General features: G+C 66.0%; 11 protein-coding genes and 1 pseudogene. 3 read left to right on the top strand and 9 right to left on the bottom strand.

What is annotated here, in order from left to right:
• Position 1: 1 nt before the first annotated feature.
• Both JMY28_RS02440 and JMY28_RS02435 read right to left on the bottom strand, forming a co-directional pair.
• A pseudogene (locus JMY28_RS02440) lies at positions 2 to 694 on the bottom strand (helix-turn-helix transcriptional regulator); the annotation flags it as partial.
• A 90-nt stretch (positions 695 to 784) separates the two neighbouring features.
• On the bottom strand, positions 785 to 1174 hold the full coding sequence (locus JMY28_RS02435; RefSeq protein WP_201694269.1) for a VOC family protein: 390 nt from the start codon (positions 1172 to 1174) through the stop codon (positions 785 to 787).
• 225 nt (positions 1175 to 1399) lie between these two features.
• Between JMY28_RS02435 and JMY28_RS02430 the strand changes: the two genes are divergently transcribed.
• Positions 1400 to 2191 (top strand): glycosyltransferase family 2 protein, encoded by a 792-nt coding sequence (locus tag JMY28_RS02430; RefSeq protein WP_201694267.1) that lies wholly within the window; start codon positions 1400 to 1402, stop codon positions 2189 to 2191.
• A gap of 57 nt (positions 2192 to 2248) precedes the next feature.
• Here JMY28_RS02430 and JMY28_RS02425 read toward each other — a convergent pair whose 3' ends face one another.
• From JMY28_RS02425 to JMY28_RS02405, 5 genes are all read right to left on the bottom strand, one after another.
• Positions 2249 to 3565, bottom strand: a complete 1317-nt coding sequence (locus JMY28_RS02425) for a THUMP domain-containing class I SAM-dependent RNA methyltransferase (RefSeq protein WP_201694265.1) — start codon at positions 3563 to 3565, stop codon at positions 2249 to 2251.
• Positions 3566 to 3804: 239 nt separating this feature from the next.
• Complete coding sequence (locus tag JMY28_RS02420; protein ID WP_201694264.1) at positions 3805 to 4509, bottom strand: PqiC family protein; 705 nt, start codon at positions 4507 to 4509, stop codon at positions 3805 to 3807.
• Positions 4506 to 6119: a PqiB family protein gene (locus JMY28_RS02415; protein ID WP_201694262.1), complete on the bottom strand. Its 1614-nt coding sequence runs from the start codon at positions 6117 to 6119 to the stop codon at positions 4506 to 4508. The genes JMY28_RS02420 and JMY28_RS02415 overlap by 4 nt, the downstream gene beginning before the upstream one ends.
• Complete coding sequence (locus JMY28_RS02410) at positions 6112 to 6774, bottom strand: paraquat-inducible protein A (RefSeq protein WP_201694260.1); 663 nt, start codon at positions 6772 to 6774, stop codon at positions 6112 to 6114. The genes JMY28_RS02415 and JMY28_RS02410 overlap by 8 nt, the downstream gene beginning before the upstream one ends.
• Positions 6771 to 7580, bottom strand: a complete 810-nt coding sequence (locus JMY28_RS02405) for a paraquat-inducible protein A (protein ID WP_201694258.1) — start codon at positions 7578 to 7580, stop codon at positions 6771 to 6773. The genes JMY28_RS02410 and JMY28_RS02405 overlap by 4 nt, the downstream gene beginning before the upstream one ends.
• A 377-nt stretch (positions 7581 to 7957) precedes the next feature.
• On the opposite strand from JMY28_RS02405, the gene JMY28_RS02400 reads away from it, so the two are divergent.
• Together JMY28_RS02400 and JMY28_RS02395 are read left to right on the top strand one after the other, a co-directional pair.
• A complete protein-coding gene (locus tag JMY28_RS02400; RefSeq protein ID WP_201694256.1) occupies positions 7958 to 8557 on the top strand; it encodes a YceI family protein in 600 nt (199 codons plus the stop codon).
• Positions 8558 to 8599: 42 nt separating this feature from the next.
• A complete protein-coding gene (locus JMY28_RS02395) occupies positions 8600 to 9163 on the top strand; it encodes a YceI family protein (RefSeq protein ID WP_201694597.1) in 564 nt (187 codons plus the stop codon).
• Between the two features lie 87 nt (positions 9164 to 9250).
• Here JMY28_RS02395 and secF read toward each other — a convergent pair whose 3' ends face one another.
• Positions 9251 to 10201, bottom strand: coding sequence for a protein translocase subunit SecF (gene secF / locus JMY28_RS02390; RefSeq protein WP_201694255.1), 951 nt, complete (start codon positions 10199 to 10201; stop codon positions 9251 to 9253).
• A 15-nt stretch (positions 10202 to 10216) separates the two neighbouring features.
• Positions 10217 to 12283 (bottom strand): protein translocase subunit SecD, encoded by a 2067-nt coding sequence (gene secD / locus JMY28_RS02385; protein WP_201694253.1) that lies wholly within the window; start codon positions 12281 to 12283, stop codon positions 10217 to 10219.
• Positions 12284 to 12447 lie beyond the last annotated feature (164 nt).

Here is a 12447-nt window from a genome sequence, read left to right as displayed (position 1 = left end):
CTCACAGCGACGGCGCATTCACGCGGCGCAAATAGTCGGCGAGCCGCCGTCCGCTCACATCGGGAAACTGCTCGAGCACTTCCACGTTTTCCATGCGCGCGATGTTGAAGTTGCGAAAGTCCTCGCGCATTTCGCACCAGGCGCCCACGGTCCACTGTGCGCCCCAGTAGACGAGCCCAAGCGGCCAGATGCGCCGTTCCGTATGCGCGCCGATGCGGTCGCAGTACGCGAAGCGAACGACGAGCCGCGTGTCGACGGCGCGATGCAGCGCGTCGAGCTTGTCCGAGAACGCGTGATCCATGTGATAGGCCGGCGCGAACACGGCAAGCCGTTCCAGCACGGCGCGCTTTTCCGCAGGCATGGCCGCGGCGATCTTCGCGAGCGCGCCGCGAGCGCCGCTCGCAAGCGCCGCGCCGCCCCACGATTCGGCCATGCGCGCGCCCACGGCGAGCGCGGTGAGTTCGTCGGCGGTAAAGGTGAGCGGCGGCAGGCTCGCTGTGCGCGCGAGCCGGTAGCCAATGCCCGCCTCGCCTTCGATGGGCACGCCCGAGAGCTGCAGGTCGCGCACGTCGCGATAGACCGTGCGCGGCGAGACTTCGAGCCAGTCGGCCAGTTGCTGCGCGGTGGTGAGACGCCGGCCGCGCAGCAGTTCGGCGATGCGAAAAAGGCGGTCGGCGCGGCGGGTCATGGCTGGGCGGTCGCGAAGGCGGGCGCGGTGATCGGCGCGGTGATCTGGATAAGCACGGATGATAGCGCCGGGCGCGCGCGCAGCGCCCGGCGGCGGTCAACCGAGCTTCGGTGCGTGCAGACCGACGCGGTTGCCTTCGGTATCGATAAAGAAGCCGATGTAGCCGTAGTTGTTCGGCAACTCGACAGCGGGCCCCTGCTGTCTGCCGCCGGCCTTTTCCACGCGGTCGAGCACAGCCGTGACCGAAGGCTGCGCGTTCAGGTACACGAGCACGCCCTTCGGGTCGGGCTTCGCGTCATGCGGATTGAACACGATGCACCCGCCGGTTTCAGTATCGGTGTGGGCGAAGAGCGCCATCGGGACGCCGCCGACCACGTCGCGCTGCAGCGCGGTGTCGAAGGCGGTTTCGTAAAAACGGGCGGCACGCTCCAGGTCGTGCGCGGGAATTTCGAACCACGAGATCACACGGGACAGATCGGTAGACACGATGCACTCCTCGAAGGCAACGGCGGACTGTGAATGGCGGCAGCCGGGCGGTGGCAGCCTCGCCGGATGGCGTAGAAGCAGTGTGCCAGGGGGCTGCTGACAGCGTGTTGTCAGTAGGTTTGGCGCGCCGCGCCGCGCGCGCTTCGGCGGCGGATTCGAATCTTTTCGAGAGAGACTTCGGCGCGTCTCTGCTGTAATCGAGGGGTTCAAAATCCCCGCACTCGCATGTCTCCCACCGTCTCGATCATCACGCCCACGGGCAACCGCGAAGCTTTTCTGCCGGCTATCTGGCGCTGCATCCAGCGTCAGCGCGTGGCCTGGGAATGGCTCATCCTCGACGATAGCCCGCAACCCAGCGCCTTCCTGAGCGCGCTCTCGAAGACCGACGCGCGCGTGCGCTACTACTGGTCGAAAACGCGCATGTCGATTGGAGGCAAACGCAACTTTCTCGTCAACGAGGCGCACGGCGCGCTGATTGCCCACTTCGACGACGACGACCACTACGCCTCCCACTATCTCGCCGGCATGGTGCGGATGCTGGAGGAGAACGGCGCGGACCTCTTGAAGCTCTCGACCTTCTGGATGTTCGCGCCGCATACGCGGTTCTTCGGCTACATGGACCTGAATGCACGCGTGGGGCTGCACTATGTGCTGACTGGCAATAGCGTCGCGACGGTCGAGTTCCACGACAAGATGAAGATTGGCGCGGACTTCATCCTTTTCTACGGGTTCTCGTACGTGTATCGCAAGGCGCTTTTTGAGGAGGCGCGCTTCGACGATATCGACCTGAGCGAAGACGAGAGCTTTATCCGCCGTATTGTCGAAGCGGGCCGCAAGGTGCTCGCCGCGGACGACACGCAGGCGAGCTGTCTGCACCTGATCCATCCGGCTTCGACGTCGCGCTGCTTTTCGCGCTATTCGATGCCGGCGTTCACGTTGCCGAAGATGTTTCCGGAGTACGAAGGGTATCCGTTGGCGCTGAACGCGCCAGGCGCGCCTGCGGTGGCGCAGAGCTGAGCCACGCGCGGCGCGGCGGCGGGTGAAAACGTCACCCGCCGTGCGCGTTTGCCAATGTCAGTTGGCGTCGTCGTTACCGGCGGCGGGGTTCGCGCCGCCGCTGGCTGGGCGCTGGCGCACGCTGCCCGCGATCAGGTCGAAGCGGAACAGGCGGCATTCGAGCGCGCCGTTGAAGAGCGGCGTCTTGGCGGCTTCGCGCAGGCGCAACTGGCCCGGCAGCTTGCGGTCCGAGGTGAGGACGAAGGCGCGCCAGCCTGTGAAGCGCTGCTTGAGCGCGTCGCCGAGCGCCTGGAAGAACTCGGCGTCGGGCGCCTCGTCCTTGGCGCGGCGAAAGCCTTCGTCATCGTCGCCGCGCAGCTCGCGCGCCGTCGGGCGCACCTCGCCGCGCGCATTGCGGCCCCGCACTTCGATACGCTCGCCGTACGGCGGATTCGCCACGAGAATGCCGGGCGCAGCCGAGGGCGCCGTCATGTTGCGCGCGTCGAGCTGCTTGAGCGACACGTTGCCAAAGCCGGCGCGCTTGAAGTTCGCGCGCGCCTTTTCCAGCATGACGTCGGAGATGTCGCTGCCGTAGATCAGCAGATCGCCGGTCTTGCCTTGCGCGAGATTGCGTGCGGTGTTCGCCTCGCTCTTGAGGTGCCGCCACGCTGCCATGTCGGCTTGCTTGAGCGACTCGAAGCCGAAGCGGCGATCGAGCCCAGGCGCGATGTCGAGTGCGACTTGCGCCGCTTCCGCGAGGAAGGTGCCGCTGCCGCACATCGGGTCATAGAGCGGCGTGCCGGGTGTCCAGCCCGTGAGGCGCAGGATGCCCGCGGCGAGGTTCTCGCGCAGGGGGGCCGCGCCCTTGTCCAGACGCCAGCCGCGCTTGAAGAGCGGCTCGCCCGAAGTGTCGAGATAGAGCGTGCACTCGTTCGCCGTGAGGAAGGCGAAGACGCGCACGTCGGGAAAGGCGGTATCGACGCTGGGGCGCGCACCGGACTTATCGCGCATGCGGTCGCAGATCGCATCCTTCACGCGCAGCGTGGCGAATTCGAGGCTGCGCAGCGGCGACTTGATCGCGGTGATGTCGATGCGGATCGTCTCGTTCGCCGAGAACCACTTCTCCCACTGCTGCTCGCGCGCGAGCGCGTAGATGTCCTGTTCGCTGCGGTACGGGCGCTGGGCGATCTTCAGCAGCACACGGCTCGCAATGCGCGAATGCAGGTTGGCGGCGATACCGCCGGCCCAGTTGCCGCGGAAATGCACGCCGCCGGGCACCTCGGCGCCGACCTGGAGTGCGCCGGGCGGCAGGCGCCGTTGCGCCGTTTCGGCCAGTTCGGCGGCGAGCGCGGCTTCGAGGCCACGCGGGCAGGGGGCAAAGAAATCGAAAGACATGAAGGAGGATGGGACGCTGCGGGGAAGGCGCTATTGTACGCGGGTTGCGGGGGCGGCCAGGCCTGCATGGCGCGTTCGCTGCGGGAGAGCGCTCAATGCCTGCATTTGGCCGCCATTTGCATCGTCACTTGCCCCTGCGCCGCAAGCGCCGCGCGCGGGTTTTTTTATTGGCTCCCGATCGCCTTCGGAGCGTAGGGATCCGGTACGCCGCAGGTCCGCGTCAGCGGCACACCGCCCACTCAGCCGCCGGCGGCCGCCATCTGCGGACAGGCGATGCTCGGCGCCGGCTTCGCCCGCGCGCCAGCCTTCGCGCCATTCGCTTGCGCGCTCACGCGCGGTGCGGCCGCGAGCGCGCGCACGCCGCTCGCGATCGACTGCGAGAGCGCCTCGACCGCTTGCCGATGGCCGATGACGAGCGCGTCGTAGCCGTCGCCCACCTTCTCGTTGAGCACGCTTCGGCAGGTCAGGACCGTTTGCGTGTCGAGCGCGCGTACGCTCCACACGGCGTCGATGAGCGCATGCGAGCCCGGCCACGATTCGAAGCGCTGCACGTTCACGCTCACGCGGTACACGGGCACGCCCTCGGGATGCGGCGAGCCGTACACGTCGATGGTGCCGAGCTGCTGCGTGAGGTCACCCGAGAGTGCCCGGCGGATCTCGTCGCCGGGCATCGAGGACCAGCGCTCCTGCTCGAGTACGCGCACCTGGTTAGCGTCGGTTTGCACGACCATCTGCGCCTTGGCGACCTGCGGCGGAACATCCACCGGCGCCAGCTCGATCAGCCATTGCGCGTTGCCCGCGCTGGGCGCGGCGGTGGTGCGAGCGGTGTCGTCAGTCGGGCTGAGCGTGTAGAACCGGCTGGCGGGCGAGCTGCAGCCTGCCAGCGCGGCTGCCACGAGAAGCGCGCCGAGCGTGGCAAGGGAGGGGACTCGTCGGAACGTCATGGCTTGTCTCCAGATTTGCCGCGCAGTAGCGATTCGGGATGGCGCTCCAGGTAATCGGAGAGCGCGTTGAGCGATTGCAGCGTACGCGTGAGTTCCTGCATCGCCTGGCGCACGTCGGACTGCAGCGGCGAATCCTGCTGCAGCGTGGACTGCGCGGCGTTGAAGGTCTTCTGCGCCTGGTCGAGCGTGCCTTGCAGTTGCGGCAGGATCTGATCGTTCACCTTGCCGAACAACTGGTTGGCGTTCTTGAGCGACTCGTTCAGGTTGTTGCCGATCTTGTCGAACGGAATCTGATCGAGCTTCTTCGCAATGTCGGCCACCTGCAGTTGCAGTTCCTCGAGCGAGTTCGGTACGGTGGGCAGTTCGAGCGGATCATGGTTGAAGTCGACCGTCGCGGCGCCCGCCTTCGGGAAGATGTCGAGCGCGATGTAAAGCTGCCCCGTGATCAGATTGCCGGTGCGCAACTGGCCGCGCAGGCCGCGCGCGACGAGCCGCTTGATCAGTTCCTGGCTTTGCGGCGTATGCGGCGCGGGCGCTTCGCCGCGGATGCGGCGCGACAGGCGCAGCGGGTAGAGGTCGATCGTCACCGGCATCGTGAAGTTGTGCTGTTTCGGGTCGTACTCGATGCCGATGTCGGTCACCTGGCCGAGCACAATCCCGCGGAAATCGACCGTCGCGCCCACCGAAAGACCGCGCAACGACTGGTTGAAGTACATGACCACGCGTTGCGGCGCGCCGTCCGGCTCGCGCATCGCCTCGCTCTCGTCGGAGGCGAGCGAGAAGGTGGCGTTGTCGGGCGCTTGCGGGCCCATGGACTGCCCAGCCGGGGCCTGGAACGCGAGGCCGCCCACCACGATCGTAGCGAGCGACTGCGTGTTGACCTTGATGCCGTTCGAATCGAGCTGCACGTTCACGCCGCTCGCGTGCCACCAGCGCGTGTTGGTGCCCACGTACTGGTCGAAGGGCGCGCTCACGAATACCTGCACCGTGACACCCGTACCGTCCTTGTCGAGCGAATAGGCTGTCACCTGGCCCACCTGGATGCGCCGATAGAAGATTGGCGTACCGATGTCGAGCGAGCCGAGTGTCGCGCTGTGCAGTGTATAGCGATGGCCTTTTTCGTCGATGGTTACGGCAGGCGGCGCTTCCAGCCCGACGAAATCGCTTTGCGAGTCCTGCGAGCGGCCAGCATCCGCGCCGATATACGAGCCCGAGAGCAGCGTGGTGAGGCCCGAGACGCCGCTTGCCCCAATGCGCGGGCGCACGATCCAGAAGCGGCTGTCCTTGACGGCGAATCGTTCGGCGTCCTTGGTGAGCTCGACCGTGACGATCACATGCGAAAGGTTGGGCGAGAGCTTGATCGCGCGCACCGAGCCGATGTCCACGTCCTTGTACTTGACCTTGGTCTTGCCGGTCTCGAGCCCTTCGGCGCTCGTGAAGCTGATCGTGATGGTCGGGCCGCGCGTGGCGACCGACTTCACGACGAGCGCCACGCCGATCAGCGCCGCGACGATCGGCACGATCCAGACGAGCGAGGGCAGCCAGCGCCGCGGCTTGACGATCTCCGGCTCCGGCAGATTGGGCGGGGTCGGTCCTTTCGGACTATTCATGGGGTTGATCCTGTGAGTGTTGCGCAGGTTTGTGTTTGTCTTCGTCCACCGGATCCCAGATCAGGCGTGGATCGAACTGCATCGAGGCGATCATCGTCAGGATCACGACCGAGCCGAACGCGATCGCGCCGGGGCCCGCCGTGATGACCGCAAGCGACTGAAAGCGTACCAGCGCGACGGTTAGCGTGACAACGAACACGTCGAGCATCGACCAGCGCCCGATGAATTCGACAAGCCGGTAGAGCTTGGTGCGTTCGACGGGCCGCCATTTCGAGCCGCGCTGCGAGGTGAAGGCGAGCAGGGCGAGCACCGAGAGCTTGAGCATCGGCACGAGAATGCTCGCGATGAAGACGATCACGGCGAGCGGCCAGTCGCCCGACGTCCAGAAGTAGACCACGCCGCTCATGATGGTGTCGTCTTCGTCGCCGACGAGCGAGGCCGTATGCATCACAGGCAGCAGGTTCGCGGGGATGTAGAGCAGCGCCGCGGCAATGAGGAGCGCCCACGTGCGCATGATGCTGTCCGGATTGCGCTCGTGCACGGGCGAGCCGCAGCGTGCGCAGCGCACGTGCTGGCGCTCGCGCTCGTGTGGCTGCACGTGCCCGCAGGCGTGGCAGGAGACGTAGCCGGCGTCGGTGGCGGTCTGGTATTTCATCGGGGGCCCTTGGGGAGCGGGCCGCCGCGCGGCGGCGCCGGGTCTTGCGTACTTGCACCGGGCTCGCGGATCTCGGGCTCGTCGAGCGGGTGGGGCGCGGCCGGCGACGGCGGGCGCGGCGCTTGCGGACCGCTGGAGCCGCCGGAGTCGCCAGCTTGCCCGTTCGGATCCGTGCCGCCCTCGCGCGCCGCGCGTGCGGCGTCGCGCAGGCTGTCGGCGATGTCCCAGAGCGTGCGCGCATCGAACGTGACGACCACGGTGAACATCAGCGTGAGCGCGCCGAAGGCGAAGAGCGCGGTCTCGGGAATGACCCGCGCGAGGCTCACCATCTTCACGATGGTGATGAGCACGCCCAGCATGAACACCTCGAGCATGCCCCAGGGCCGCACGAACTGGATGGCGCGCAGCACGTAGTCGAAGCCTGGTGGAATGAAGCCGCGCCGCACCGGCAGCAGGACGTAGAGCAGCGCCACCATCTCCGTGAGCGGAAAGAGGGTGGTTGCGCAGAACACGATTACGGAGATGACCTCCATGTCCTCGTGCCAGAGCACCACGAGGGCGCCGAACAGGCTCGACTCCGTAGTGATACCGTTCGCATCGAGCTCGATGATCGGGAACGACTGGGCGATGATGAAGGTGACGAGCGCAGCGACCGTGATGGCGCAGATGCGGTCGAGCTGGGACGCGGCGCTGCTGTAGAGCGTGGCGCCGCAGCGCGAGCAGCGCGCTGTCTGGCGGCCGAGCAGCCGCGGCTTGCGGTAGAGCGCGTCGCAATCGTGACACGCGATTAGTTTGTCCTGGGCCATGCGGGCAGGTAACGCAAAACGACGTGAACGAAGGACGCGCGACGGCGGCGCGCATGCCGGAAGGTGCTGACAGCGCCTCGCGCCATGTTACCAAACGCGCCCGGCGGCGTGCCGCAACGAGTCGCGGGCCTGCGCCGGTGGGTAAGCCGCTGGGTCTGGCAGTCAGGCGGCGCTTGCGTGCGCGACCAACGGGCTGCGAGTGTGCCACGTTTGCGCCGTCCGCGCGTGCGGGGGCGGCAGAGACCGGGCGCTTATCTCCAGATGTTTGCTGTCACACAATATGGATTATCTTTCGGGCATGGGAGCCGGATGGCTGCGGAACGTCGGCGAGGCCAGGTCCACGAAGCGAACGACTACGAAATCAAAGCGAGACGATCATGGAAGCATTGTCGAGGTGGATTCGTTTTTATCGGTGGCGCCAGGCAGTCGGGGCCGCTGCGCTGTGGGCCGGGGGCGTCGCGGCGCTGTTCGCGGGCGGGGCCGCCCACGCGCAGCTCGACGCGGCGAAGAGCACGATCGTCGCCGTCTCGCGCCAGATGAACGTGCCGGTCCAGGGCAGTTTCACGAAGTTCGACGCCCGGATCGACTTCGATCCGGGCAAGCCCGCGAGCGGCAGCGCGAAGATCACGGTCGACACGGCGAGCTATGATCTTGGCGACCCGACCTACAACGATTCGGTGCACGGGCCCGACTGGTTCGACGCGAAGTCGTTCCCGCAGGCAACGTTCGTCTCGACCGCGATCGCGCCGACCGGCACGAACCAGTACAGCGTGAGCGGCAAACTCACGATCAAGGGGCACACGCAGAACGTGGCCGTGCCCGTCGTGCTCACGCAGCAGGGCGGAACGCAGACTTTCGACGGGACGCTGCCGATCCACCGGCTCGCCTTCGAAATCGGCACCGGCGAGTGGAAGGACACCTCGATCGTCGCCGACGAAGTGCTCATCAAGTTTCATATCGTCGTCGCGCACAAGTAGCTCGACGGCTTTAAGGAGATGCCTTTGAACAAGCTCGCATTGATGGCCGCTGGGGCCGCCCTGGTATCGCTCGCAGCCCAGTTGGCGCACGCCGCCGATACTTACCAGCTCGATCCGAACCACACGTTTCCGAGCTTCGAGGCCGACCACTTCGGCGGCCTTTCCACGTGGCGCGGCAAGTTCACGAAGACCACGGGCACGGTCACGTTAGACCGCGCGGCGAAAACGGGCACCGTGGACGTGACGATCGATCCGTCCTCCGTGCAGACCGGCAATCCGCAACTCGACAAGCATCTGTTGGGCGACGACTTCTTCGACGTCGCGAAATATCCCACCGCGACCTACAAGGGCACGCGCATCGTCTTCGACGGCGACACACCCAAGGAGGTCATCGGCGACTTCACGCTGCACGGTGTGACTCGACCGCTCAAGCTGGAGATCGAGTCGTTCAAGTGCATTCAACACCCGGTGCTCAAGCGCGAGGTGTGCGGCGTGGAGGCCGAGGCCGAATTCAACCGCGACGACTTCGGTATGGACATGGGCAAGAAGTACGGCTTCAAGATGAAGACCACGCTGCACATCCAGACCGAGGGCATCAAGCAGTAGCCAGGAACGATGGCGCGGCGAAGGCCGTTGCGTATGCACGAAAAAAAAGCCGGTTCGCGAGAACCGGCTTTTTTGCTGAAGCGCAGCTTAAACCTGCGCGCCCGCGTTCGGATCGTTCGGATCGAACTTTTCCTTTTTGTCCTTCACGAGGTCTTCGCGCTTCACGCCGAGCCACATCGCGAGTGCCGCCGCGACGAACACCGACGAGTAGATGCCGAAGAGAATACCGACCGTCAGCGCCAGTGCGAAATAGTGCAGCGTCGGGCCGCCGAAGAAGAACATCGAGAGCACCATCATTTGCGTACAGCCGTGGGTGATGATGGTTCGCGACATCGTGCTCGTGATCGCATGGTTGATGACGTCGGCGACGCTCATCTTGCGCTCGCGCCGGAAGGTCTCGCGAATCCGGTCGAAGATAACGACCGATTCGTTCACCGAGTAGCCGAGCACGGCGAGCACCGCCGCGAGCACCGAGAGCGAGAACTCCCACTGGAAGAACGCGAAGAAGCCCAGGATGATCACGACGTCGTGCAGGTTCGCGATCACGCCGGCCACGGCGTACTTCCATTCGAAGCGGAACGACAGGTAGATAACGATGCCCGCCACCACGCAGGCGAGCGCGAGCAGGCCGTCGGTGGCGAGTTCCTTGCCGACCTGCGGACCGACGAACTCCACGCGCTGCAACTGCACCTGCGGGTCCGCCGCCTTGAGCGTGGACATCACCTGGTCGCTCTGCTGCGCCGAACTGAGGCCCGACTTGAGCGGCAGGCGGATCAGCACGTCGCGCGAGGTGCCGAAGTTCTGCACCTGGGCGTCGCCGTAGCCGATCTTCGTGAGCGAGTCGCGCAGCGGTTCGAGCGGCACCGCCTGCGGGTACTGCACTTCGATGACCGTGCCGCCCGTGAACTCGATCGACAGATGCAGGCCACGGTGGAAGAGGAAGAACACCGCCGCAATGAAGGTAATGAGCGAGATCGCGTTGAAGATCAACGCGTGCTTCATGAACGGGATGTCTTTGCGGATGCGGAAAAATTCCATGTTCTTGACTCCGTATCAGCGGGACGAGCCGGTGTTGTTGCCCGAACCGCCGCTGCCGCCCTGGGCATCGCGGCGGCGCACGACCGGTTTGGCGCGCGCGGCGCCCTTAGCGCCGGCCTTGGCCGGTTCGCGCTTCGTGGCGCTTGTGGCATTTGCAGCGATCGCGCGACCCGTATCCGTGCCAGCGTCGGCGCCTGCGAGCGCGGGCGTACCTTCATCGGGTTCCGGACGCCACACCTGACCCACCGCGAGCGACTTGAGCTTCTTCTTGCCGCCGTACCAGAGGTTCACGAGACCGCGCGAGAAGAACACGGCCGAGAACATCGACGTGAGAATGCCGATACAGTGCACGATCGCGAAGCCGCGCACCGGGCCCGAACCGAATGCGAGCAGCGCGAGACCGGCGATGAGCGTGGTCACGTTCGAGTCGAGAATCGTCGCCCAGGCGTGCGCGTAGCCGTTCTGGATAGCCAGTTGCGGCGGCGCGCCGTGGCGCAGCTCTTCGCGCACGCGCTCGTTGATGAGCACGTTCGCGTCAATGGCCATACCGAGCGCCAGCGCGATAGCCGCGATACCCGGTAGCGTGAGCGTGGCCTGCAGCATCGAGAGCACCGCCACGAGCAACAGCAGGTTCACCGAAAGGCCGATCATCGAGATCGCGCCGAACAGCATGTAGTACGCGATCATGAACACGGCGATGGCGGCGAAGCCGTAGATCACCGAGTCGAAACCCTTGCGAATGTTGTCCGCGCCAAGGCTCGGGCCGACCGTGCGTTCCTCGATGATGTCCATCGGCGCGGCCAGCGAGCCTGCGCGCAGCAGCAGCGCGAGGTCGGCGGCCGCCTGCGGCGTGGGCTGGCCCGTGATCTGGAAGCGGTCGCCCAGTTCCGACTGGATGGTCGCCACTGTCAGCACTTCGCCCTTGCCCTTTTCGAACAGCACCATCGCCATCGGCTTGCCGATGTTGTCGCGCGACACGGCGCGCACCGCGCGGCCGCCCGCCGAATCGAGGCGGATGTTGACCGACGGACGCTGATGCTCGTCAAAGCCCGCCGAGGCGTCGATGATGCGGTCGCCGGTGAAGATCACCTGCTTGCGCAGCAGCACCGGCGCGGCGTTGCCTTGCGTGAAAAGCTCGTCGCCCGGCGGTACCGGCGCGTTCACGTCCGGGTGCAGGCCCATCGGGTCGGCGAGGCGCGCTTCGAGCGTCGCCGTGCGGCCGATGATGTCCTTCGCCTTCGCGGTGTCCTGCACGCCCGGCAGCTCGACCACGATACGGTCGTCGCCTTGCTGCTGGATCACGGGCTCGGCCACGCCAAGCTCGTTCACGCGGTTATGCAGCGTCTGGATGTTCTGCTTGAGCGCGGCTTGCTGAACCGCCGTCTTCACAGCCGGCGTGAACGTGCCGACGAGCTGCACGCCGCCTTCGGGATTGTTCTGCGTGGCCCACGCGAGTTCGGTGATGCCGCCCGTGCCCGCGAGCAGCTTGCGCGCTTCCTCGGCCACGTCGGCGTCGGCGAAATTGACGACCACCGACTGGTTCACGCGGTTCACGCCGCCGTCGCGGATGTTCTTGTCGCGCAAAAGCGTGCGCACGTCCGAAGCGTCGGAGTCGAGCTTCTTGTTGAGCGCGCCATTCATGTCGACCTGGAGCAGGAAGTGCACGCCGCCGCGCAGGTCGAGGCCGAGATACATCGGCAGCGCGTGCAGCGACGTGAGCCAGCGCGGCGAAGCGCTCTGCAGGTTCAGCGCGACGATGTACTGCGGGTCGCTCGGGTCGGCGTTCAGCGCGTGGTTGAGCGCGTCTTTCAGGCGCAGCTGCGTGTCCGTGTCGGCGACGCGCACGCGGATGTTCGCGTTCAACGACGAGTTGTCGAACGTGACGTCGGCAGCCTTGATGTTGTTCGCGGCCAGCGCGGCTTCGACCTGGGCGAGCGTGCCCGAGTCGAGCTTGACCGTGGCCTTGCCGCTCGACACCTGGACCGCGGGCGCTTCGCCGAAGAAATTGGGCAATGTGTACACGAAGCCGATGACGAGCGCCACCAGCATCACGACATATTTCCAGAGGGGATAACGGTTCATTGGTTGACCCAACGGGGGAGGGGAATGGCCTTAAGCGCTGTGCGCGCGTCCGGCGTTGCCTTCGGGGCGTTCCTGCATTGACGTTTTCTTGTCAGTGGCTGCGAGGGCGGGCGGGGCGCGCGAGGCCGTTCTTTGGGAGGCAACGGCCTCGATAATGCCGTGAA

The organism is Paraburkholderia hiiakae (assembly GCF_904848665.1).
Taxonomy (GTDB): domain Bacteria; phylum Pseudomonadota; class Gammaproteobacteria; order Burkholderiales; family Burkholderiaceae; genus Paraburkholderia; species Paraburkholderia hiiakae.
Note: the sequence above shows the minus strand (reverse complement) of the source record. Positions and strands in the feature narration are given on the sequence as shown.

Bases quoted from the DNA above. Each gene is read 5' to 3' on its own strand.
- JMY28_RS02430 (WP_201694267.1), top strand. From the start codon at position 1,400: ATGTCTCCCACCGTCTCGATCATCACGCCCACGGGCAACCGCGAAGCT.
- JMY28_RS02425 (WP_201694265.1), bottom strand. From the start codon at position 3,565: ATGTCTTTCGATTTCTTTGCCCCCTGCCCGCGTGGCCTCGAAGCCGCG.
- JMY28_RS02420 (WP_201694264.1), bottom strand. From the start codon at position 4,509: ATGACGTTCCGACGAGTCCCCTCCCTTGCCACGCTCGGCGCGCTTCTC.
- JMY28_RS02415 (WP_201694262.1), bottom strand. From the start codon at position 6,119: ATGAATAGTCCGAAAGGACCGACCCCGCCCAATCTGCCGGAGCCGGAG.
- JMY28_RS02410 (WP_201694260.1), bottom strand. From the start codon at position 6,774: ATGAAATACCAGACCGCCACCGACGCCGGCTACGTCTCCTGCCACGCC.
- JMY28_RS02405 (WP_201694258.1), bottom strand. From the start codon at position 7,580: ATGGCCCAGGACAAACTAATCGCGTGTCACGATTGCGACGCGCTCTAC.
- JMY28_RS02400 (WP_201694256.1), top strand. From the start codon at position 7,958: ATGGAAGCATTGTCGAGGTGGATTCGTTTTTATCGGTGGCGCCAGGCA.
- JMY28_RS02395 (WP_201694597.1), top strand. From the start codon at position 8,600: ATGGCCGCTGGGGCCGCCCTGGTATCGCTCGCAGCCCAGTTGGCGCAC.
- secF (WP_201694255.1), bottom strand. From the start codon at position 10,201: ATGGAATTTTTCCGCATCCGCAAAGACATCCCGTTCATGAAGCACGCG.
- secD (WP_201694253.1), bottom strand. From the start codon at position 12,283: ATGAACCGTTATCCCCTCTGGAAATATGTCGTGATGCTGGTGGCGCTC.